Consider the following 20,979-nt stretch of genomic DNA (forward strand, 5'->3'; position numbering starts at 1 on the left):
GACTTATTTAAATGGTTATACTAGATTCAGACATGTCATCGAATCTGAGACTGAGAATATTGGAAGCGAGACAGAAGGATGTGGGACGTAAAATAGCCAGAATGACAGAACACACAATGAGGAAATTGGGAATTGAAACTGGGGACTACATTGAGCTCACGGGGCCCAGCGGTACCGCCCTATTGCAGGCCATGCCCGCTTATGACCTGAGTGACGGAGAAATTAGGGTTGACGGTTACGTTAGAAAGACCATTGGAGTTTCCATTGGGGATGAAGTTACGGTTAAGAAGGCTAAAGTTGACCCAGCGACTAAAGTTACCCTTGCCCCAACTCAGCCTATTCGTTTTGATCAGACGTTTGTGGATTACGTGAAGGAGTACCTCATGTACAAACCCCTTATCAAGGGAGAAACTATTTCCATCCCCATTTATACTGGAACGATAGATCTGGTTGTGTCCAACACCCAGCCCAGTAACTATGTGTTCGTTACCAGCAGTACGGAGATCAACATAAAGGAGGAACCAGTTAGGGAAGCCCAGGTGTATCCGAGGGTTACATGGGAGGATATTGGAGACTTAGATGAGGTTAAGGAGAAGCTAAGGGAGATGATAGAGCTTCCAATGAAGCATCCAGAGCTGTTTCAACACTTGGGCATAGAGCCACCTAAGGGCGTACTCCTTTACGGTCCTCCGGGCGTTGGGAAGACCCTACTGGCTAGGGCACTGGCCAATGAGATAGGGGCTTACTTTGTTACCATTAACGGTCCTGAAATAATGAGCAAGTTTTATGGGGAAAGCGAGCAGAGGTTAAGGGAAATCTTCGATGATGCTGACAAGAATGCCCCCTCAATCATTTTTATAGACGAGATAGACGCCATAGCCCCAAAGAGGGAGGAGGTTACAGGCGAGGTTGAGAAGAGAGTTGTGTCTCAATTGCTGACCCTCATGGATGGAATAAAGGGACGCGGAAGGATAGTAGTCATAGGGGCCACAAACAGGCCCGATGCAGTGGACCAAGCACTAAGGAGGCCAGGTAGATTCGACAGGGAGATAGAGATAAGGCCTCCAGACACCAAGGCCAGAAAGGAGATACTGCAGGTTCATACTAGGAACATGCCCATAGCTGATGATGTAAACTTGGACGTAATAGCGGAAATGACCAACGGTTATACGGGTGCAGATATAGCCGCACTGGCTAAGGAGGCGGCAATGCATGCCCTGAGGAGATTCATCAATGCCGGGGATAGGAAGAAACTTTTGGAACAGGAAAGATTGTCCCCTGAAGTTCTTAAGGAACTCAAGGTTACCATGGATGACTTCATGAATGCAATGAAATTCGTTCAGCCCACCTTACTTAGGGAAGTTTATGTGGAAGTTCCTAGGGTAAGATGGTCAGAGATTGGAGGTCTGGACAACGTAAAACAGCAATTACGCGAAGCAATAGAGTGGCCCATGAGGTTCCCTGAGGTTTTCAGTAAAGCTGGTATAAGGCCACCTAAGGGCGTACTCCTGTTTGGTCCTCCTGGAACCGGCAAAACCATGCTTGCTAAGGCTGTGGCAACGGAGAGCGGTGCTAACTTCATTGCAGTGAGGGGACCGGAAGTCTTATCCAAATGGGTTGGAGAGAGCGAGAAGGCAATCAGAGAAATCTTCAAGAGGGCTAGACAAACAGCACCTACTGTGGTGTTCTTCGATGAAATTGATTCCATTGCTCCCATGAGAGGGATGGGACATGATAGCGGAGTAACTGAGAGGATGGTGAACCAATTGCTATCTGAAATGGATGGAATTGTTCCCCTAAGTAAGGTAGTGGTGATCGCGGCGACTAACAGACCTGATATAATTGACCCAGCCCTACTGAGACCTGGTAGATTTGATAGACTGATTTACGTTCCTCCACCAGATAAGCAGGCAAGATTGGAGATACTGAAGGTACATACGAAATCTGTACCACTTGCCCCTGATGTTAATCTGGAGGCTCTGGCCGAGAAAACTGAGGGATATACTGGAGCTGACCTAGAAGCCCTAGTTAGGGAGGCCACCATGATATCTTTGAGGGAGATCTACTCCAAATGTAACAGTTCTGCGGAACAGGAATGTAAGAGTGCTAAGGGAGATGGGGTTACTGAGTGCCATAATAAAGTAATCAAATCGTGTATCGATTCCAATGCTCCCAAGGTAACATCGGCCCACTTTGAAGAAGCAATGAAAGTGGTAACGCCCAGTCTAACGAAGGCCCAGATTGAAAGGTACGAAAGAATGGCCAAGGAGCTGAAGAGGAGTGCCCTAGGATGAACAGGTATAAGATCCTCCTTGTCGTAGGGGATGGTCTAGGAGATAGGCAGGTAACAGCGCTAGGTGGTAAAACTCCCCTAGAAAAGGCTGATAAGCCCACTATCGCGTCACTTCTTCATTCATCCCTTGTTGGGTTAATGGATCCCATAGGCCCAGGAGTGGTACCTGGTAGTGATACGTCACATCTTGCCATTTTTGGATTGGATCCAAGGAAATACTATAAGGGACGTGGTAGCTTTGAGGCTCTTGGCGCTGGAGCGGTTCTTAATGAGGGAGATGTTGCGTTCAGAGGAAATTTCGCCACTGTGGATTCAAACCTTGTGGTAACGGACAGAAGGGCCGGTAGGAAAATCGATGAGGCAGATGACCTGGTTAGAGAATTGAACGATAAAATCCATGAGATAGATGGAGTAAAGGTTAGATTTTATCATGGGACTGAGCATAGGGTTTCCGTAGTCCTCTCAGGAGAGAACCTGAGCGATAAGATATCGGACACGGATCCTCATGAGGTAGGTAAAAGAGTATTATTCAGCGAACCCCTTGATGACTCTCTCAATTCAAAGAGAACTGCAAATGTGATAAACACGTTAACAAGGAGAATATACGAGGTTCTTTCTACCTCACCACTGAATGAGAGAAGAGCTAAGGAGGGATTACCACCAGCCAATATAATTCTATTAAGGGGCGCATCAATTCATTCTGAACTACCAAAACTTAGAGATTACACTGGCCTGAGCGGGGCTGCAGTCTCTGCGACTGCCCTTATCAAAGGCGTATGTAAATCCCTAGGAATGGATGTGGTTACCCCGCCTGGTGCAACTGGGGGTATAGATACGGATTATATGGCTAAAGCTGAAGCCGCAGCTAAACTGTTAGAGGATCATGATCTGGTTTTCCTGCATATCAAAGCCACCGATGCGGCCTCCCACGATGGGAAAATTTCTGAGAAAGTTAGAGCAATTGAAATGATAGATAGATCAATAGGGAGAGTTCTGGATAGGTATGGTTCAGAACTCGTTATCCTCTTCACAGGCGATCATGCAACGCCAGTGGAACTAAAGGAGCACTCTGGCGATCCTGTACCAGTTCTGCTTTACGTGCCAACCAATATCATTCCGGATAACGTAGAGGACTTCAATGAAAGGCAAGGTAGAAAAGGCTCTCTCAGGATCGTCGGGCTAAATATAATAGACTTGCTTTTAAACTACTCTAACAGGGCCACAAAATACGGCGCGTAATTGATGAGGCTCGAAAGGTCGGATAGATGAAGAACTCGCGCAGGTCTGATCAGCAGAGTTCAGCCGTAAACTTGGAGAAGATATCCATGACTCTCCATTTCGCTCCATCCCAATTTTCCAGACAAACCGCTCCGGCATTGGGTTGGCCGTAAACAACCAAATCTCCACTTTTTCCATATAGTATTATGGGTATCACCATCATGTCGTCCTCTCCTTCGATGAATACGGATGTTGGTCCCTGCCCATGCATTATCTCCTTTATCTTGGACATGGCACTGAATCTAAGAATGCCAGCTTCATTCGTCACAACCACACTAGATCTCTGAGTGGAGATAGACACGCTCCTTCTCGTCTTACCATCCACAACTGATAAGAAAGGCGTGATTCCAGCTCCCGTCACTAAGCTGGTCACCACGTCCCCAACCGTGATTATCCTTTCAAATCGGGTTAGATAGGAGAGTAACTTCCCGTTATTCAAAAAAAGAATGCCGTAGGGTCTAGCTAGTTCCGCTCTTACGTTCTTTGGGGGTCTAAAACATATCTCTACTTTACGTTTATGGCGTACCTCCAAGGTTTCGACTCACCTATGGTCTCAGCAAGCTCCGATTTCTCGCTAAGGAGAATAACCATCCCCTCCCACTCATCGCTAAAAGTTGTACCGTTGCATATGGGGCATTGCTGTACCTCCCTATTCACTAGAGCCTTGCATGATCTACATGCCTTAAGGGTCTTGGCCGACATCTCAGTTCCTCCTCTCCACCTTCCCTAGACCTATTTGTCTCATGGTTAGTCCAATCCTTGGTAACCTGTTGCTTGCCGTGGAAGAAATGGTCATTATCCTGGCCCTGACCAGATCTCCCTTCTGAAAAGTCTTTTTAGATTTCTCTCCAATTAAAATTCCTCTTACTGAATCAAATTTGTAGTTATCATCACCAATTTGAGATACGTGAACTAGGCCATCCATTGGGCCCATATTTACATAGATTCCATAGTTATCAACCTGGGTTATGTCGCCCTCTATAACCTCCTGAATCATGGGTGAGAAAGTTAAGAGTTCGAACTCTACCTCATGATAGGTTGCACCGTCACCAAAGACAATCATCCCCTCCTCACTAACATTTGCCCTGATTACGGACAGAACCAGACCTAAATCTTTAAATAACCTTTCCTTATATTCATTATTAAGTATCTCTGTTGCTGTTTTGTTTAAGGGTTCGCCAAAGAGTTCAGGTGGTATTCTGACAACTCCTCTGGCCTTTACAACTTTAAACATAAAGAATCGGGGCTAAATAGTGTGAAAGGATTTTATAATTTTACCCCACCTTCCCATGAAAATTATTTCAACATTGTGTTTTAGCGCCTGCCTTCTTAATTCCTCGTCATTTGTAAACAGGATAAGTTCTAGATCCCTTGCAGTGGCAATTAACGCCTCGTCTGTAGGAAGATCTGAATGCAGGTCTATCAACTTCCACCAGTCCCTGTAGACCTCTAGATATTTCTTAGCCAATGAGACCCTAGACTGAATCTTTGAAGAATTTTTATATTTTCTCTTCAATGTTTCCAGTTCCTGAAGAACTAATTTATGAATATAGAATAGAGGTTTATATTCAAAATATTCCACTACCCTATTAAATGGATCTACCTTGTCATAAACATACATAAGAACGTTAGTATCTACTAAAACCCCTACAGAACCACCTGTCCCCATCCTACCAATCTCCATCTTCCGCCAATCTGTCTGCTTATCACAAGTCTAGCCTTCTTGTCCCATACTGCAAGGGGTCTCTTGAGCTCCATCTCTATTTCATCCGATTTGGCCCTGGTAACCACTCCAAGACTGGTAGCAGAACCCAGCGTTATGAGAAGCGTTTCTTTTGGTCTGATTGGGTCTACCTTTGTCATGTCCTTACTTCCCACAACTCTCTCCAGGAGATTATAGGTGGTGGTTATCTTCCAAAGAACTGGAATGTCCACATTGGCGCCAGTTACTATACTTCCTATCAGACTATCAGCCTTAGTTACCGATGGATCGAGGTAAGTACCCATGGCCACTAGTCCTCCTGGACGTGCCTCCTGAAATTCCAAGTCTCCAAAGCGCAGAGAAGAGACCCTAGTGTAAATCGGTTTATACGTAACTTTCCCCTTTTCCTCTAATCTGATTCCTGGAAGTATCTTGATCTCCTGTTCAACCTTAAACATTCCCTGAATTATACTCCCTCCAACTACCCCTCCCTTTAACTCACTGGATGGAGTACCAGGTTTATTAACATCAAAGCTTCTTATAACTAACATTATTGGATCAAGGTTTGGATCCCTTTTTGGCGTTGGAATTCTCCTTTCCAGCGCCTCAATTAGAGCATCTATATTTATTTTATGAAGTGCACTGACTGGTATTATCTCTGCCTCACTGGCCCAGGTATCCTTAATGAATTCCTTGATCTGGTTAAACTGAGCAAGTGCTGCGTCCTTAGATACCACGTCCACTTTATTCTGCACTATCACGAGTTTGTTTATCCCCGCTATTCCCAATGCCACGAAGTGCTCCCTGGTTTGAGGCTGAGGAAAGGGTTCATTTGCAGCAACAACTAGGATCGCTCCGTCGAGTATTGCGGTACCGGAGAGCATAGTAGCCATCAATACTTCGTGCCCTGGAGCATCAACGAATGAGACTCGTCTCAAGAATTCCGGTTCCTCATCACTACCACACGAATTGCACGACGGTTCATTAACGTACGCATCAGGTTTCCTACAGGATTTACAGAGACCAAAGGACGCTTCCGCATACCCTAGTCTTATGGTCATTCCTCTTTTCAGTTCTTCAGAATGTTTAGATGTCCAGACTCCAGTTAGGGCCTGAACTAGGGTAGTTTTACCGTGATCTACGTGCCCAACAACACCTATGTTAACTTCTGGCTGTACTACTGGCCAGGGCAAAAAATCACCTTACAATTATACAGTTAATCTGAACATTCTCGGGACTGATTACGTTTCCCCTTACTACCTTCCTTCTTCTCTCTCCGTCCTCGGATGGTATAAATCCTGGTGGACCTGCTAAAAGTATTCTACGCTTTGCAGCTCCCTGAACATCGGGTCTCATGGGGAAACCTGTATTATCTGAACCTCCTGTTATTGCTAGCTTAAGTGCTATCCCGCCTACGGATAGGGTGAAATTATCACCTATCTTAGATCCCACCAGATTTACCTGACCTTGATCCACATTTAATTGGAAAGACTTAGTTCTATATGCAGTAGCCTCGAATTCCTCCGCTCCAAATTTCTCAGCAAGCGCCTTACTGGCGTGAATCTCGCCCTCAGGCACCTCTGTTGAGTCTCTAGCAATGAAATGAACCTTTACCTTGACCTTCTTATCCCCCTCTTGTTTCTGTATCTCAACCGTGATGAACTGATCTGCGCCCAGTTTCTCCCTTGTCTTTGGATTAACAAGACATACAGGCAAAGTCCTTCCATCCTTTTCTCCTTCCTCCGACTGCACGTTATCCACTAGCCTGACCTTTACCTTGGTTGGAACAACCTTCTTTGACGCAGGATCAGATATAACAATCTTGAAGTCAGCCAATTCGTCTTTCCCCTTTTCACAAAGGTATAATGACACGAGTATATAAACTCAGGGTTATGATTATTGATATGAAAATAGGAATCCTACTTGTACTTCACGGAAGCAGAGTAAATGAGTGGAAAGACGTTGCAGTAAATTATAAGGATCTTCTCAGGAACTACTTTGAATTAGTTGAATTTGGATTTATAGAATTTAACCAGCCCACTCTGAGAGAGAGTGTAGAGTCGCTGGTTAGAATGGGAGCTACTGAGATAGTAGCAGTTCCGCTTTTATTTGCAGCAGGAGCACATTTCTACAGGGATATTCCAAGGCTAATCGGCATAGACGAGAACGGAAGAGTTACAGTTGATGGAAACAGCGTGAAGGTAATCATAGCTAGACCCATAGGTATTGATAAAAGGGTTGCAGAGGTACTGAAGGAGAGGGTAGAGCAAGCCCTTGAAAGTCCTAGGCAAGTTTGATGGTCTATGTGAGCCTAAAAACCCTGGAGGAATAGCCACATTTGGATATGTGATCTACATTGACGGGAACGTGTTAGAGGGTATGGGACTTGCATCAGAACCATGGAGCCCTGACTCCACCAATAACGTTGCTGAATACACTGGTTTGATATGTCTTTTATCGAAAATGTTGAGTCTTGGGGTAACCGAAGCTAGGATAGAGGGAGATAGCCAGCTGGTGATCAGGCAGCTTAAGGGAGAATATTCGGTAAAGTCCAAGAGAATCATACCACTTTTCAACAAGGCTAAGGAACTTCTTTCTAAGTTCTCTTCTGTGGAGATCGTGTGGATACCAAGAGAAGAGAACAAGGATGCTGATAAAATGACCAGAATAGCGCTGGAAAAGGCGCTAAGGGGAGAATTAAAGAAAATAGGATGCGACTGAAACTGCGTTATGAGGACGCACTCACTAACAGTTCCGCCTTTGCCGGATCGTATGTCCAGTCCTGAGGCAATTTTTCCGTTTTCTTGTAGTACCTGGATAGTCTTCTTATCTTAGACTCTATTTCCTCGAGACCTTTCTTCGCGGTTTTATCCCCAGGATACTCATTAAGATGTCTCCTTACGTTCACTGCTCTCCTGATAAGGTTAAAGAGGTCCTCTGGTATCTGAGAAGCCAATCCCTTTTCCCTCAGGAACTGATTGACCTTCTTTCCAATAATGGGCTTTGCAAGAGGTATTCCATATTGATCCCTGAGTACAATTCCGATCATGGACGGAGTATAGCCCTTTTTCGCCAGCTCTTCTATGAGCATCTCCACTTCCTCTCTTGAGAACCTGACCCATTTAGGGGACCCGGTTCTTACTGGTCTGGTTGAATGGGAACTGCCGTTGGCTCTCCTCTTGTTCAAACGTAATCACCACTTGGTTATTTTCCTACTGTACCGCTCTTTTTAAGTTCTTCCCTCACCATCTGAACTCCTTTCACCATTGACATCATCTTGGAGAAGGCAATGTTTCTCGGAAGCAGTTTCAGTCCACAATCTGGATTTATCCATATCTTTTCCATTGGGAAGTACTCCATGAGTCTCTTGATATCCTTGTATACCTCTTCCGGAGATTCAACGTTCCTGTTGTGAACATCTATAACACCCGCACCTATTTCCTTGTCATACCCATGTTCCTTAAACAATTTGAGAGGCTTGTAGTTATATATCTTCAATGCAAAATTTATCTGATCTACTTTGAAATCATTTAGATATGGCGCAACAATCTTGTAATCTCCATAACATATGTGCAACATCAGCTTGGCATTTATTCCCTTAACCGATTCATTAACCGCCTCAACTGCCCACTCCACCTCCTCAGCGCTGGAGTGAATAGCGGGTTCATCAACCTGGATCACTGATGCTCCCGCCTCCACTAGATTCCTGATCTCAGCGTTTATAGCCTTGGCTAGATCAAAGGCCATCTCTCTCCTATCCTTATAATACTCGTTATAGGACCAGAAGGCCATTGTATACGGACCTGTTATTGTTACCTTGAAATAGGGGGTGTATGTTATACTCTTTGTAAATTGGACTTCGTCCACAAGCATTGGTTTGTTATACTCTATCTTTGAGACCACTGAGGGCTTCCTGTAATATGCTGTTCCCCAAACTCTCACTGGTCCATAAAACCTGAAACCCTTGAGTCTCTCAGCAAAGAACTCAACCATTTCATCCCTTTTCACCTCACCGTCCGTGGGAACATCAATGCCGGCCACTTGATGATCTCTCATGACGGTAATAGCTGCGTCGTTAAACGCCTCTTGCAGGTCCTCCTGTGACATTCTACCGTTCTTAGCCGAGGAAATGGCTTCCCTTAACCATTTAGGCCTGGGATAACTTCCTATAACTGTTGTTGGAAGGGGTGGAAGATTCATGATTTATCACCCAGCTTCTTGAGAAGTTTCAATTTTCTTACAGCGATCATCTCGGGTATAAAATCCATTGGTGCTGCGTTCCCTACTATTACCTGTGAAGCGCCCTTCTGATAACCCTTGTTAATGATTCTCCTGATGGTGGATATCTTCTCCAGCTTAGTGTTTCTAGTGTTAAGCACTCCAAAGAACACCCTTCTCTTGGCAATCCTAGCGTAAACCTGAGCTAGTAAATTAATGTTTTCAATCACATCTAATCCATGGACTTCAACTGGAAGCTTAAAGAAGGTCTCCAACTTTGAAGGATTCACCCTGAAATAGGTTATGAGGTGTTTTTCGTTGTTCACTCCCTTCACCATCTCCGAATAAGCCTCTTCAAGTTTAGATATTAACGAGGTCTTGATCCCCTTCTCAAAGAAAGAGGGTTCATGGATCTCTATGACCAATTCGCTGGATATGGCCTTCATCACGGAGTTTACTTCCTTTGCGTAAGCAAAGACCAATTCCTCATCGTCGTAATGTCTGTTATCGCTGAGGAGGGCGTATGTTAAAGGACCCACAATGACGGCCTTTAGTTTACCCGTGTAACCTACCTTCTTGGCAATCTCCATATCTTCCTGGAGGGTCTTAATGTACTCATCAGGTTGGGCCTTTATCTCTCCCTTGATAACAGGTTTCCTATAATAGAAATTATTATCATAAAATCTCATTAATTCACCTTTGGTAGGGCCAGATATATAGGAGAATGTCACATCCATCAGGTCGTCCCATCTCAGGAGTCCATCAGTAGTGTAACTCGCGCCCACATCCTTGGCCAAGGACATGAAGCCACTTGTTCTCTTGGCTATCTCCTTATCTAGAACTGTCTTATCTATCTTTCCTGACCTGTATCTTGAAAAAACTTTTCCGAGCGATATTGCCCTAGGATAACTTCCAACTATACTTATTGTAAATTTTATCACCCCATATTGGGAGCTAGCAGGTACACTACACTACCGCCATTATCCATATTAAATTCTAACTGTAGTGGTTTCTGTTCCGAATAAAGGAGAGTAAGGAAGCCTGACAACCTAGTTAGTACCAGGACATCCTCAAGGTAATCTGCTGAATAACTGGATGTAGAGGGTCTCTTAACCTCTATCTTCTGCAATCCTCCTATCTCCTTTGTGAACTCAACCTCAACCTCGGTTGACCCCTTAGATCTGAGCTTTATTTCCATCTCTGTAGCATCTATCTCCACCGAATCGCTAACCGTTGAGATTTCCGAAATAGCTTTCTTAAATCCTGAAGATGTGATCTTCGCCTTAACGTCAAAGTCTAGTTTTAGCTCTGGTAGCTCTTGGACTGGCACGTCTATGTTCCTGATGGTGAATTCTCTGGGTGGCTCGCCCAACATCCTTATGTTTATCTCGGATTCCTCTCTGGATTCCATTTCCAGCCTTTCCTTTCTCCTAGCACTGGCCATGACCTTCAGCATGTATTGGGTATTAAACCCAAATCTGAATTCATCCTCGACATCAAATTCCTCAAAGGCTTCCTTGGGGAAGTGCAACTTGATCAGCGAAATGTGAGCTCTATCCACAGCAATAACATCTAATCCTGAGGAGGTAAAAGTGAAGGTAACCTCATCAATTAGCTTAGAAAGCGCCTCTATAACAGTTTTAAAATCCATTGCGTTAGCATAGGCAATTCTCATGCTCTCATAATGAAATTCCTGTTCCACACTTTAAGTTATGCCTCTCCACTTTCATCGAGAAAGTGTTGTTGGCAAAGTTCTGATATTACAGTTCTCCTTGCCGATAATGTAGCGGAAAACTTTTATGGGCAAAGGAACAGTGAATCTTGTCCCACCGTAGCTCAGCCCGGTTCAGAGCGCCCGGCTGTAGATAAAGGGCAGTTACCGGGTGGTCCGGGGTTCAAGTCCCCGCGGTGGGACTGTTCTGTTTCCATTGCGACATGATAACTTTACGTTACAAAGAGCCACTCAATTTATAAACGAGACTGAGTCCTACTCATAATAGGTGTTTCACTTCATGGCCGAAACAGCACACAAACTACTCGCAGAGTCCGTTGGTAGCCTAGTGCTAGTTAAATTAAAGGGAAATAAGGAAGTGAGGGGGCTTCTAAAGAGTTACGATCAGCATATGAATCTAGTTCTATCAGATTCCGAGGAGATTCAGAGCGATGGTGGAGGAAAGAAGATGGGAACCATAGTCATTAGAGGAGACAATGTTATTCTAATTTCCCCAATTCAGCAGTAGGTGGGATGAATGAAGGGAACTCCATCATTCGGAAAGATGAATAAGGGAGGCAGTCACATTAGATGCAGAAGATGCGGTAGAAATTCGTATAACCCTACCAAACACAAATGTGCAGCATGCGGGTTCGGAAGGTCAAAGAGAATAACAAGGTATAGCTGGAAAACTAAAAAGGTCAATGGGGTCAGGTTAAAGTAATGGATTTCGGTTGGAGCTGGCATATAGAGTGGCAGTCCTCCTATGAGTTCCACGGCCATCATATTGACCAAGTTCTGGAAGACGTAACTACCCAGTTTCAGAGAGTAATGGTAGCCCGTTTAACTAGGTTCGGCAAATCACTCATCATAGATGGCAAGGTTCAATCCACCGTATCTGACGAATACATATATCATGAAACTCTAGTTCATCCTCTTCTCCTTTCCTTGGACAGACCCAAAAACGTGTTAATACTGGGCGGCGGAGAGGGTGCCACTTTACGGGAAGCCCTCAAGCATGAGTCTGTAAGTAGGGCAGTAATGGTGGATATAGATCAAGCTGTCATAGACTTTGCAAGGAAGCATTTAGCTGAATGGCATATGGGCTCCTTTGATGATCCCAGGACAACGCTGGTTATTGATGATGCTCTAAAGTATGTGGAAAGGACACAGGAGAAGTTCGATGCTGTGATTCTAGATTTAACGGATCCCATTATGGGCAACTCGTCATATAAACTGTATACTAGGGAATTTTACGAAAAGTTATCTAGACTGGTTAGCACTGACGGAGGTATAGTAACTCAGGCTACTTCTCCATCCTTCAGCTTAGATACGTTCTCTGTGATATATAACACGCTTAGGTCTGTATTTAGAAAGGTTTCAGCATCAATAACCTATGTTCCATCATTTGATGGGTTATGGGGATTTGTATATGCATCTAATAGGGTGACGCCAAACGAGCTATCCCCCACCACTGTAAACACCCTAATAGGCCAAAGAATAAGGGGAAGACTGAGATATTATGATGGCGAAACTCACTCGATGCTTTTCAGTATTCCCAAGAATGTTAGGGACAAGTTATCATCAGAGAGTAGAATTTCCACAGAGTCTAGTCCCATCACTGTCCCTGCTTGATTTTTTAAGTCGAAAATCGTAGATTAATTATGCCGGGGTGCCCGAGCGGACCAAGGGGGTAGGCTCGAGACCTTTCCAGCGTTAGAGCGTGCGACCTACTGTCTCACCGAGACACGCGGGTTCAAATCCCGCCCCCGGCGCATTAACCGTGATTTTTTAAATCGGATAGATGTTAGATAAGTGTGCGGGGGTGCCCGAGCTAGGTCAAAGGGGGTAGGCTCAGGACCATAAGGTGAGACCCCTACTGGAGTAGTCCTGCGCGGGTTCAAATCCCGCCCCCCGCATACTTCTAAATTCTATGAATATTGCGGATTGGATCCCAATTGCTAGGATCAAGCCGATGGTGAACACAACTCAACCAGATGGGACGTGGACATGGGCCCGCTGGGATTTGAACCCAGGACCTCCGCTGTGTCAGAGCGGCATCCTAACCAGGCTAGACGACGGGCCCTCATGAACTAGAGCCTTGCACACTTAAAAAATTTAGGCTTCTCCACCTACGCATTCTAAACCAGGCTCTGTCAGGAAGCCTTGTCTAACCTTATGCTATCCAGAATTGCTGGCGAGTAGATATTTGCTGACCTTAATCCCAGCCTCTCCCTTTCCCTGTAGTTTTCGATATGCCTCCTGAACTCTCTAATGGCTGAGGCTTCTCCGTGGTTTAATATTACGTTTCTGGGTTTGGGCGTTAGATCTTCTAGGAATTTTAGAAGTTGCCTCCTATCCGAATGACCTGAAAATCCGTCTATGGGGGTAGTCTCTAGATTCACCTTAATGTTGTCTATTCTCCCGTCCCTTCCTATGATCTGTATTTCCCTTGCTCCGTCCCTAACTTTCCTGCCAAGCGTTCCCTCGGCTTGATAACTCACGAATATTAAACTGTTCTTTGGATCTGGAGCTAACTGCTTAAAGAACTCTACCGCAGGTCCACCGTTTAACATCCCAGAAGTTGCAAGGATTATGCTGGGTTCACCCTCAGCAATGTCTTCCCTGTATCCCTCTATTCTCTTAAAGAAGTCTGAGGTAAATGGGTTCTCGTCCCTGAACAATATGGAATCCCTTACTTCCTTCCCTAGCCACTCTGGATACGCAGTATGTATCGCCGTAACCTCGTCGAATAGTCCAGTAACATAAACCGGTACTTCCGGTATGAGTTTTCTCTTCATAGCGTCATTTATCACCAGCATAATCTCCTGTCCTCTTCCCACAGCCAAAACTGGGATGAGAACCTTACCACCCCTGTTTAGGGTCCTGTTTATCACATCAATTAACTGCTTCTCCGACTCTTCCCTATTGGTCTGGGTTTGTGCACCGTAAGTGGTCTCCATTATTAACGTGTCAACTCTAGGGAACTCAGAAACTGCCCTGTCCAATAACCTAGTCCTAGCATATTTGAAATCTCCAGTATACACAAGGTTGTGTACTCCATCCCCTATGTGAAGATGGGCCATCGCAGAACCAATAATGTGGCCGGCATTATAGAAGGTGAGCCTAATATCAGGGGCAATATCCGTGACTTCCTCATAGTCAAGGGTTATCGTGTGCAGTAACTCCTTTCTAACTTCCTTGGCTGAATAGGGTAATGGCCTTCCTTCCTTGTCTGCCACATCCAGTAGATCCAGTTGCATTAACGCCATTATATCCCTAGTGGGCTGTGTTGTGTAGACAGGTCCGTCATAACCATACTTGAAAAGGAATGGAATCATTCCGCTGTGATCTAGGTGAGCGTGAGTTAGCACCACTGCGTCTAGGTCCTCAAGTCTCAACTGGTCAATATCCAGTTTTGGAAACATTCTTTCTCCGAAATTCACGCTCGGGTTGACTCCTACGTCCATTAATACCCTGCTCTCTGGAGTCTCCACTAGAACTGCGGATCTCCCAACCTCTTGAAAGGCCCCCAGCGCTGTTACCCTGACATACCTATCCTTAAACAGTAACTCCCTATGTATTCTCTCCCCAAAGGTTTTGAGCATCTTTGCCCTGTACTCAGTTTCGTTGTAAATGTGGGTGAGTACACCCTCCACGGTTCTAGACTTAATTGGAGGTTCCCTGATTATCACCGGCCTCCAGTAGGTATCCATGAAGATTTTCTGTTGGATCAATCCCCTCTTCCCTATCACCAGTCCAGGCTTCTTTGCCTTAATGAGGACCTCCCCAAGTTCATCGTCAAATTTTATATCAGAAATTTGGGCCTCCGCCGGTACGAAGTTCTTTATTATCTCTATGGTCTCCTTCTTATCCTTTCTTACACTACTATCAGCCTTGATCACGATCCTTTTCTTTATTTCTTTCACTATTTTCTTCACCAGTTCCATTTTATCGCTTAGAACTGATGGATTCTTGACATATACTGCAATTTCAGGACCTTCGAATTCGATCCTTGTAATTTGGGCTTCTTTTGGAATTCCATTGTATATGGACGATATTATTCCTAACCTAAAATTGGACACTTATCTCACCAAAAACAAAGAAATCTAACAGACATAGGTAACTCTTTATTATATTTAAATCTTCTTTCATAGTATGGAGATTCATGAGCACATCATTGAGCTCCCTAAGAAGGTCTATGTGGGCAACGGAATACTATCGAAGCTCAGAGATTATCTCTTTCAATTGAGCGTATCTGAACCAGTCCTCGTGGTTACTGGTCCCAATGTCAGGAAAATTGTAATTGACGAGATCGCGAAGGGACTCAACGAATTGGGTAAGATGGAATTCGTGGAGGTCATGGATTCTTCCGTTGATGAGGTGAACAGGGTAGAAGAGAAGGCCAAGGAACTAAACCCTAGGTTTGTCCTGGGAATAGGAGGCGGAAAGACTATAGATGTGGCCAAGTACGTCGCATACAAACTAAACGTAAATTTCATCAGTATTCCCACCGCTCCCTCTCACGACGGGATTACCTCCTCCTTTGCATCAATAAAGGGGCTTGGTAAGCCTGTGTCAGTTAAGGCGAAGATGCCCTATGCTATCATTGCTGATATAAACGTGCTCAGTTCTGCACCTAGAAGACTCATAAATGCTGGAATAGGAGACACCATAGGAAAGCTGGTAGCTGTTAGAGACTGGAAACTTGCATCCAAACTTACTGGAGAATATTATGGAGATTATACGGCGTCTCTGGCTCTACTTTCCGCAAAACATGCTCTTAGTTGTACCAAGATAATCCATAGGGACCTGAAATACAGTGTCAGCCTGTTAACCGAGGCTCTAATTAGTAGCGGAGTGGCCATGGGCATGGCCGGGAGTACAAGGCCAGCAAGCGGGTCTGAACATCTGTTCGCCCATGCTGTGGACCTTCTTCAACCAAATGCGGCACTTCACGGTGAGCTAGTGGGAATAGGTTCCATCATAATGGCTTATATTCACGGAATAAACTGGAGGGAAATAAGAAATGCCCTAGACAGAATAGGAGCACCCACCACTGCCAAGCAGCTTGGAATTCCAAACGATGTAGTCATAAAGGCCCTCACCATAGCTCACACCATAAGACCTGAAAGATACACAATACTAGGCGATAGGGGATTAACTTGGTCGTCAGCAGAAAAAGTTGCACGGGATACGGGAGTTATTGAGTAATAAAAGCCTTGGTGTAGGATTCCTGATATACCACAACCACGTCTTCTAGCACATACTTAATTATATCCCTGGCCAGAAGTAGCTTCCTAGTTTGAAGATCTTCCAGCAGAAATATCTTTTCTGGTATGGTAATCTTCAGGGTTTTCTGATCCTCCAAAAGTTCTGGTGCGGGCATCTCTACACCTCCAAACCACCTTTTGATTAAAGCCTGTATCTTCTCCTTCACATCGGTCACTTGTTTTACTACCTTTACCTTATATACTAGGGTCTTTCCGGCGAGGGGATGATTGAGATCAATGTAAACTCTTCCTCCACTCACGCTCTTTATTGTCCCCACTGAACCATCAGAAAATCTTACAGGCATTCCAGGATAGGGAGTTATTCCCTGCTTCCTAACCTCGCCTAGGGACATGACCTTAACCTTAGAGGGGTCTCTTTGACCGTAGGCGTTCTCTGGCGGTATTTCGATTTCTCTCTCTTCATTGAGCTCAAAATTGTATAGACTGTCTTCAAGTCCTTTAATTAGCCTATGTTCCCCCAGGATAACAAGTTGTGGTTCATACTTCTTGTCCTCACTATAAATGTTGGCCTTCTTGGCCTCTTCCTCTATGGTAGTATCCACAAGCTCACCTGTATTTTTAACTTTACCTGTGTAATCTATGTAAATAAAGTCCTTCTCTTTGAACATGATAACCAAAGCTCATAAGGCAGTGAAATTTTAAAATTAGTTCCCGTACCAATATCTAGAAATAATAGTGTTACATTAAAGATTATTGAGAAAATCTCAGGGTGCGACCTTTACTGACATCCACTGGCAGAAGCTTAGGGAGTTCAAACGCGGGTATCAACTGAATACGTGTGGGCCCGGAGGGATTTGAACCCTCGACCACGCGGTTATGAGCCGCGCGCTCTACCTAGCTGAGCTACGGGCCCCTCACCTAAATAGGACATTTTTGTTTTTAAGGCTTACGACTCGGTGAATCAACCGCTTATTAGGAGCTTGATCTCTTTCATTTTATCACGGTTATCTAAAGTATTAACTCTATAAAATATCACAATATTACTATTATTGGAATTGGGAAAAGATATTTCTGGTCTGCAATTTGTTAGGGTATATCTGAAGTCCACGCTTGCCTCAGACCTAGCATACAAATTTATACTATCTTGTATCGTTGATCTCATGAATTACCGCATTAAGGATATATCCCTTGCAGACCAGGGTCAAGCCCAGCTGGAATGGGCCGAACTGCATATGCCAGCCCTCATGAGCATACAGAGGGAACTAGAAAGAACAAAACCACTAAAGGGAGTTAGAATCGCTGCAGTACTGCACGTAACCAAGGAAACAGGAGTTCTCATGAAAACCCTTAAACTCGCAGGAGCGGAAGTGTCCCTAGCAGCCAGTAATCCCCTATCTACTCAGGATGACATAGCCGCAGCACTTGTAAAAAAATATGAAATTAATGTTTTTGCATGGAAGGGAGAAAATGAGCAGGATTACTATAACAACATAAAGGCCATAGTGGAGATCAAACCACAAATAGTCATGGATGATGGCGGTGATTTACACGCTTACCTGCATGAGAACAATCTTTACGGCGACGTGATAGGCGGTACCGAGGAGACCACAACTGGCGTGGTCAGGCTAAAGGCCATGGAAGAGGACGGCGTTCTGAAATATCCGGTCATAGCGGTGAATAATGCTTTTACCAAATATCTGTTCGATAACAGGTTCGGGACCGGGCAAAGTGCCATCGATGGGGTTCTCAGGGCGACCAATATTTTGATAGCAGGAAAGACATGCGTAGTTGCAGGTTACGGATGGGTAGGAAGAGGAATAGCATCTAGACTCAGAGGGCTTGGAGGAAGAGTAATAGTAGTAGAAGCCAATCCCTTGAGGGCACTGGAGGCAGTGATGGAAGGATTCGAGGTGATGACCATGAAGGAGGCGTCAAAAATTGGAGATCTATTTATCACTGCTACTGGTAACATCAGGGCAATATCTAAGGAACATATCCTGAACATGAAAGATGGCGCAATTCTGGCAAACGCGGGCCATTTCAATGTGGAGATTGACGTTGAAGGTCTGAGAAAGATAGCTAAGAGCAGGAGGATGATTAGGCCATATACGGAGGAACATGTGTTACCAGATGGAAAAAGAATATACCTTCTGGCAGATGGGAGGCTGGTAAACTTAGCTGCGGGTGAAGGACATCCCAGTGAGGTCATGGACCTCAGTTTCTCAAATCAGGCCCTTTCAGTAGTCCACCTCTACCAGAACAGAGGATCCCTGAAGCCTAAGGTTTATGACGTTCCCCAAGATATAGATGAAAGGGTAGCTAAATTGAAACTGGATTCAATGGGAATTCAGGTAGAGGAGTTAACAAAGGAACAGATTGAGTACTCAAAGCAATGGAGATATGGCACCTAAGCCACTTCTTTTACTACTTCTCAAAATTATATTATAAAATATCTAGAATTAAAGCACCAAGGAAACCTACGTATCCTGACGACCTGAAGACCACATGTATACCTCGTTAGAATTAGGCCGTCGAAAATTATAAGTACTATTCAAATGAGGATTGATTGGTGCTTGCGTTGATGGAAGAGGAATGGGAAGATATAGAGGAAGAGGAATGGGAAGATATAGAGGAAGAGGAAGATTGGGAAGAGGATGAATGGTAAAGTAAAACACATAATTTTTGTTTTTTGCGGGAGGTGTGCCACTTGAGAGTTGCTGTCATTAATTACGATTCCTGTAAACCTGATAAATGCTCAATTGAATGCGTCAGGTTCTGCCCCATAAATAGGGCCGGGAGTAAGGCCATAGAGATAGATCAAACCAAGTTAGGTAAACCTGTTGTATATGAGGAAACATGTATTGGATGTAATATATGTGTAAAGAAGTGTCCCTTTGAGGCAATATCCATAGTAAATGTACCGGATAACTTCAGCAAGGAAGTTATCCATAGATATGGGACTAATGGATTTGAACTGTTTGGTCTTCCTATTTTAAAGAGCGGTTATATTATAGGTCTTCTAGGTAAAAATGGAGCTGGGAAAACTACTATCCTGAAGATTCTAAGCGGTGAAATTATACCGAATTTTGGGGAGGTTGACAACCAACCTAGCGTTGATACAGTACTACAAAAATTCAAGGGAAAAGAACTGTTCTCCTACTTTAGTGATCTATATAATAAAAAATTAAAGGTAGTCCATAAAATTCAGTATATAGAGTATGCTTCTCGTCTATTAAAAGGAGAGGTTTCTCAGCTACTGAGAAAGATAGATGAGCGAGGAAAGCTGGACGAGATAAGAGAACTGTTATATATGAACTCTATTTGGAATAAGGAAATTTCTACTCTCAGTGGAGGAGAACTGCAAAAAACGCTAATCGCAGCAGCACTAGCTAGAGAAGCTAACGTCTACGCTATAGATGAACCATCCTCCTATCTGGATGTAAGGGAAAGGATTAACGTAGCTAAGGGAATAAGGGAACTCACCAAAGGGAAATACGTGGTCACTGTAGATCATGACTTGATAGTCTTAGATTACATTGCGGATTTCGTCTCAATTATTTATGGTGAAAGCGGAGTTTATGGAAAGGTCTCAAAAACTTATTCCACAAGAGTTGGAATTAACAACTTCCTTAATGGATACCTGCCCGCTGAAAACATGAGGGTCATGGATCATAAGATCCAGTTTTATCTGAAGGATATTACAGATTTAGATCTAGCTAAAAATTCGACAGAGAAAGTACGCTGGAGCAATATAACTAAAACTCTGGGAGACTTCACGCTTGATACGGATCAAGGATATGCTAGAGAAGGCGAAGTTATAGGGATAGTGGGACCCAATGGAATAGGTAAAACCACTTTTATTAGAATCCTTGTTGGAGAGATGGAACCAGATTCAGGTTCCATCACCCCCACGGGACTCGCTTTGTCCTACAAGCCGCAACGTATAGTTCCTGACTATGATGGGACTGTGAGGGATTATCTAGAATCGGTAAGTAAAGATATCCTATCCACTTCCTCTTGGTTTTACACAGAGGTCACGCGGCGGCTTCGACTTCATAGGCTATTAGATTCCAACGTCAAGGATCTAAGTGGAGGAGAACTGCAGAAGCTCTACGTTGCTGGAGCGCTAGCTAAGGAGGCCCATATTTACCTGTTAGACGAACCTTCCTCATATCTAGATGTGGAGGAACGATATGTGGTGGCTAAGGCAATAAAGAGGATTACAAGGGAGAGGAAGAGCGTATCGTTTGTTGTGGACCACGATCTAGCAATTCACGACTACATAGCTGATAGGCTCATAGTTTTCACAGGTATGCCGGGTAAAAGTGGACATGCCAGTGAACCCCTGTCCTTGAGTAAGGGAATGAACATGTTCCTGAAAGAAATAGGACTAACCTTCAGAAGGGATGCCGAAAGTGGAAGACCTAGGGCAAACAAGATAGGGAGTTACCTTGATAGGCTCCAGAGGGAAAGAAATGAATATTACTCGACGGAGACCGTAGCAGATTAACTGCCCAGAGGCTTAGAGGAACTCTCGATCCTA

Annotated in this window: 22 protein-coding genes and 5 tRNA genes; 13 read left to right on the top strand and 14 right to left on the bottom strand. The window is 44.3% G+C overall.

Features of this window, described 5'->3' with window-relative positions; all coding sequences use genetic code 11:
• Positions 1–32 precede the first annotated feature (32 nt).
• Complete coding sequence (locus tag QVC96_RS02470) at positions 33–2,294, top strand: CDC48 family AAA ATPase (protein WP_238024749.1); 2,262 nt, start codon at positions 33–35, stop codon at positions 2,292–2,294.
• Positions 2,291–3,532 carry a 2,3-bisphosphoglycerate-independent phosphoglycerate mutase gene (locus tag QVC96_RS02475; RefSeq protein ID WP_238024748.1) on the top strand — a complete coding sequence of 414 codons (1,242 nt, stop codon included), beginning with the start codon at positions 2,291–2,293 and terminating at the stop codon, positions 3,530–3,532. The genes QVC96_RS02470 and QVC96_RS02475 overlap by 4 nt, the downstream gene beginning before the upstream one ends.
• 49 nt (positions 3,533–3,581) lie before the next feature.
• On the opposite strand, the gene QVC96_RS02480 is transcribed toward QVC96_RS02475, so the two are convergent.
• The 6 genes from QVC96_RS02480 to QVC96_RS02505 are packed head-to-tail and all read right to left on the bottom strand — an operon-like array spanning position 3,582 to position 7,109.
• Positions 3,582–4,103 (bottom strand): GTP-dependent dephospho-CoA kinase family protein, encoded by a 522-nt coding sequence (locus QVC96_RS02480; protein ID WP_238024747.1) that lies wholly within the window; start codon positions 4,101–4,103, stop codon positions 3,582–3,584.
• Positions 4,076–4,273: a transcription elongation factor subunit Spt4 gene (gene spt4 / locus QVC96_RS02485; protein WP_238024746.1), complete on the bottom strand. Its 198-nt coding sequence runs from the start codon at positions 4,271–4,273 to the stop codon at positions 4,076–4,078. Before spt4 ends, QVC96_RS02480 begins: the two co-directional genes overlap by 28 nt.
• 1 nt (position 4,274) lies before the next feature.
• Positions 4,275–4,805, bottom strand: coding sequence for a DNA-directed RNA polymerase (locus tag QVC96_RS02490; protein WP_238024745.1), 531 nt, complete (start codon positions 4,803–4,805; stop codon positions 4,275–4,277).
• Positions 4,806–4,817: 12 nt separating this feature from the next.
• Complete coding sequence (locus QVC96_RS02495; protein ID WP_287689844.1) at positions 4,818–5,255, bottom strand: PIN domain-containing protein; 438 nt, start codon at positions 5,253–5,255, stop codon at positions 4,818–4,820.
• Positions 5,219–6,466: a translation initiation factor IF-2 subunit gamma gene (locus QVC96_RS02500; protein ID WP_238024743.1), complete on the bottom strand. Its 1,248-nt coding sequence runs from the start codon at positions 6,464–6,466 to the stop codon at positions 5,219–5,221. The genes QVC96_RS02495 and QVC96_RS02500 overlap by 37 nt, the downstream gene beginning before the upstream one ends.
• Before the next feature lie 4 nt (positions 6,467–6,470).
• The gene (locus QVC96_RS02505) at positions 6,471–7,109 is read right to left on the bottom strand and encodes a 30S ribosomal protein S6e (protein ID WP_238024742.1); all 639 of its coding nucleotides are present in this window, start codon (positions 7,107–7,109) and stop codon (positions 6,471–6,473) included.
• Positions 7,110–7,177: 68 nt separating this feature from the next.
• Between QVC96_RS02505 and QVC96_RS02510 the strand changes: the two genes are divergently transcribed.
• On the top strand, positions 7,178–7,570 hold the full coding sequence (locus tag QVC96_RS02510; protein ID WP_238024741.1) for a CbiX/SirB N-terminal domain-containing protein: 393 nt from the start codon (positions 7,178–7,180) through the stop codon (positions 7,568–7,570).
• Positions 7,548–7,994 carry a ribonuclease HI gene (gene rnhA, locus QVC96_RS02515; RefSeq protein WP_238024740.1) on the top strand — a complete coding sequence of 149 codons (447 nt, stop codon included), beginning with the start codon at positions 7,548–7,550 and terminating at the stop codon, positions 7,992–7,994. Before QVC96_RS02510 ends, rnhA begins: the two co-directional genes overlap by 23 nt.
• Positions 7,995–8,001: 7 nt before the next feature.
• On the opposite strand, the gene QVC96_RS02520 is transcribed toward rnhA, so the two are convergent.
• Genes QVC96_RS02520 through pcn form a run of 4 tightly spaced genes read right to left on the bottom strand, consistent with a single transcriptional unit; the run spans position 8,002 to position 11,166 of the window.
• Positions 8,002–8,460: a 30S ribosomal protein S15 gene (locus QVC96_RS02520; RefSeq protein ID WP_238024739.1), complete on the bottom strand. Its 459-nt coding sequence runs from the start codon at positions 8,458–8,460 to the stop codon at positions 8,002–8,004.
• 17 nt (positions 8,461–8,477) lie between these two features.
• A complete protein-coding gene (locus QVC96_RS02525) occupies positions 8,478–9,473 on the bottom strand; it encodes a methionine synthase (RefSeq protein ID WP_287689845.1) in 996 nt (331 codons plus the stop codon).
• A complete protein-coding gene (locus QVC96_RS02530) occupies positions 9,470–10,432 on the bottom strand; it encodes a hypothetical protein (protein WP_238024737.1) in 963 nt (320 codons plus the stop codon). Before QVC96_RS02530 ends, QVC96_RS02525 begins: the two co-directional genes overlap by 4 nt.
• Positions 10,429–11,166, bottom strand: a complete 738-nt coding sequence (pcn, locus tag QVC96_RS02535) for a proliferating cell nuclear antigen (pcna) (protein WP_287689846.1) — start codon at positions 11,164–11,166, stop codon at positions 10,429–10,431. Before pcn ends, QVC96_RS02530 begins: the two co-directional genes overlap by 4 nt.
• A gap of 150 nt (positions 11,167–11,316) precedes the next feature.
• Between pcn and QVC96_RS02540 the strand changes: the two genes are divergently transcribed.
• The 6 genes from QVC96_RS02540 to QVC96_RS02565 all read left to right on the top strand — a co-directional run bounded on the left by QVC96_RS02540 (position 11,317) and on the right by QVC96_RS02565 (position 13,121).
• Positions 11,317–11,405, top strand: a tRNA-Tyr gene (locus tag QVC96_RS02540).
• Positions 11,406–11,503: 98 nt separating this feature from the next.
• Positions 11,504–11,731: an LSM domain-containing protein gene (locus tag QVC96_RS02545; RefSeq protein WP_238024735.1), complete on the top strand. Its 228-nt coding sequence runs from the start codon at positions 11,504–11,506 to the stop codon at positions 11,729–11,731.
• Between the two features lie 9 nt (positions 11,732–11,740).
• On the top strand, positions 11,741–11,926 hold the full coding sequence (locus QVC96_RS02550) for a 50S ribosomal protein L37e (RefSeq protein ID WP_238024734.1): 186 nt from the start codon (positions 11,741–11,743) through the stop codon (positions 11,924–11,926).
• Positions 11,926–12,837, top strand: a complete 912-nt coding sequence (locus QVC96_RS02555) for a methyltransferase domain-containing protein (RefSeq protein WP_238024733.1) — start codon at positions 11,926–11,928, stop codon at positions 12,835–12,837. Before QVC96_RS02550 ends, QVC96_RS02555 begins: the two co-directional genes overlap by 1 nt.
• A 31-nt stretch (positions 12,838–12,868) precedes the next feature.
• Positions 12,869–12,977 (top strand) — tRNA-Ser (locus tag QVC96_RS02560).
• Between the two features lie 44 nt (positions 12,978–13,021).
• Positions 13,022–13,121, top strand: a tRNA-Leu gene (locus QVC96_RS02565).
• A gap of 92 nt (positions 13,122–13,213) precedes the next feature.
• Here QVC96_RS02565 and QVC96_RS02570 read toward each other — a convergent pair.
• Together QVC96_RS02570 and QVC96_RS02575 are read right to left on the bottom strand one after the other, a co-directional pair.
• Positions 13,214–13,288, bottom strand: a tRNA-Val gene (locus tag QVC96_RS02570).
• Positions 13,289–13,358: 70 nt separating this feature from the next.
• Positions 13,359–15,287 (bottom strand): beta-CASP ribonuclease aCPSF1, encoded by a 1,929-nt coding sequence (locus tag QVC96_RS02575; RefSeq protein ID WP_238024732.1) that lies wholly within the window; start codon positions 15,285–15,287, stop codon positions 13,359–13,361.
• A gap of 73 nt (positions 15,288–15,360) precedes the next feature.
• Here QVC96_RS02575 and QVC96_RS02580 point away from each other — a divergent pair, with 73 nt between their 5' ends.
• Entirely contained in the window at positions 15,361–16,416 is a 1,056-nt protein-coding gene (locus QVC96_RS02580) for an NAD(P)-dependent glycerol-1-phosphate dehydrogenase (protein ID WP_287689847.1), read from the top strand.
• Here the strand turns inward: QVC96_RS02580 and QVC96_RS02585 are convergent.
• Positions 16,406–17,104 carry an FKBP-type peptidyl-prolyl cis-trans isomerase gene (locus QVC96_RS02585; RefSeq protein WP_287689848.1) on the bottom strand — a complete coding sequence of 233 codons (699 nt, stop codon included), beginning with the start codon at positions 17,102–17,104 and terminating at the stop codon, positions 16,406–16,408. The two genes, QVC96_RS02580 and QVC96_RS02585, sit on opposite strands and share 11 nt — an antisense overlap.
• A 171-nt stretch (positions 17,105–17,275) precedes the next feature.
• Positions 17,276–17,349 (bottom strand) — tRNA-Ile (locus tag QVC96_RS02590).
• 247 nt (positions 17,350–17,596) lie between these two features.
• On the opposite strand from QVC96_RS02590, the gene ahcY reads away from it, so the two are divergent.
• Complete coding sequence (ahcY, locus tag QVC96_RS02595) at positions 17,597–18,847, top strand: adenosylhomocysteinase (RefSeq protein ID WP_287689849.1); 1,251 nt, start codon at positions 17,597–17,599, stop codon at positions 18,845–18,847.
• A gap of 296 nt (positions 18,848–19,143) precedes the next feature.
• On the top strand, positions 19,144–20,946 hold the full coding sequence (locus tag QVC96_RS02600; RefSeq protein WP_287689850.1) for a ribosome biogenesis/translation initiation ATPase RLI: 1,803 nt from the start codon (positions 19,144–19,146) through the stop codon (positions 20,944–20,946).
• Positions 20,947–20,979: the final 33 nt, after the last annotated feature.

The organism is Metallosphaera javensis (ex Sakai et al. 2022) (assembly GCA_021654415.1).
GTDB classification, from domain to species: Archaea; Thermoproteota; Thermoprotei_A; order Sulfolobales; family Sulfolobaceae; genus Metallosphaera; species Metallosphaera javensis.

Bases quoted from the DNA above. Each gene is read 5' to 3' on its own strand.
- QVC96_RS02470 (WP_238024749.1), top strand. From the start codon at position 33: ATGTCATCGAATCTGAGACTGAGAATATTGGAAGCGAGACAGAAGGAT.
- QVC96_RS02475 (WP_238024748.1), top strand. From the start codon at position 2,291: ATGAACAGGTATAAGATCCTCCTTGTCGTAGGGGATGGTCTAGGAGAT.
- spt4 (WP_238024746.1), bottom strand. From the start codon at position 4,273: ATGTCGGCCAAGACCCTTAAGGCATGTAGATCATGCAAGGCTCTAGTG.
- QVC96_RS02490 (WP_238024745.1), bottom strand. From the start codon at position 4,805: ATGTTTAAAGTTGTAAAGGCCAGAGGAGTTGTCAGAATACCACCTGAA.
- QVC96_RS02495 (WP_287689844.1), bottom strand. From the start codon at position 5,255: ATGGAGATTGGTAGGATGGGGACAGGTGGTTCTGTAGGGGTTTTAGTA.
- QVC96_RS02510 (WP_238024741.1), top strand. From the start codon at position 7,178: ATGAAAATAGGAATCCTACTTGTACTTCACGGAAGCAGAGTAAATGAG.
- QVC96_RS02525 (WP_287689845.1), bottom strand. From the start codon at position 9,473: ATGAATCTTCCACCCCTTCCAACAACAGTTATAGGAAGTTATCCCAGG.
- pcn (WP_287689846.1), bottom strand. From the start codon at position 11,166: ATGAGAATTGCCTATGCTAACGCAATGGATTTTAAAACTGTTATAGAG.
- QVC96_RS02545 (WP_238024735.1), top strand. From the start codon at position 11,504: ATGGCCGAAACAGCACACAAACTACTCGCAGAGTCCGTTGGTAGCCTA.
- QVC96_RS02550 (WP_238024734.1), top strand. From the start codon at position 11,741: ATGAAGGGAACTCCATCATTCGGAAAGATGAATAAGGGAGGCAGTCAC.
- QVC96_RS02555 (WP_238024733.1), top strand. From the start codon at position 11,926: ATGGATTTCGGTTGGAGCTGGCATATAGAGTGGCAGTCCTCCTATGAG.
- QVC96_RS02580 (WP_287689847.1), top strand. From the start codon at position 15,361: ATGGAGATTCATGAGCACATCATTGAGCTCCCTAAGAAGGTCTATGTG.
- QVC96_RS02585 (WP_287689848.1), bottom strand. From the start codon at position 17,104: ATGTTCAAAGAGAAGGACTTTATTTACATAGATTACACAGGTAAAGTT.
- ahcY (WP_287689849.1), top strand. From the start codon at position 17,597: ATGAATTACCGCATTAAGGATATATCCCTTGCAGACCAGGGTCAAGCC.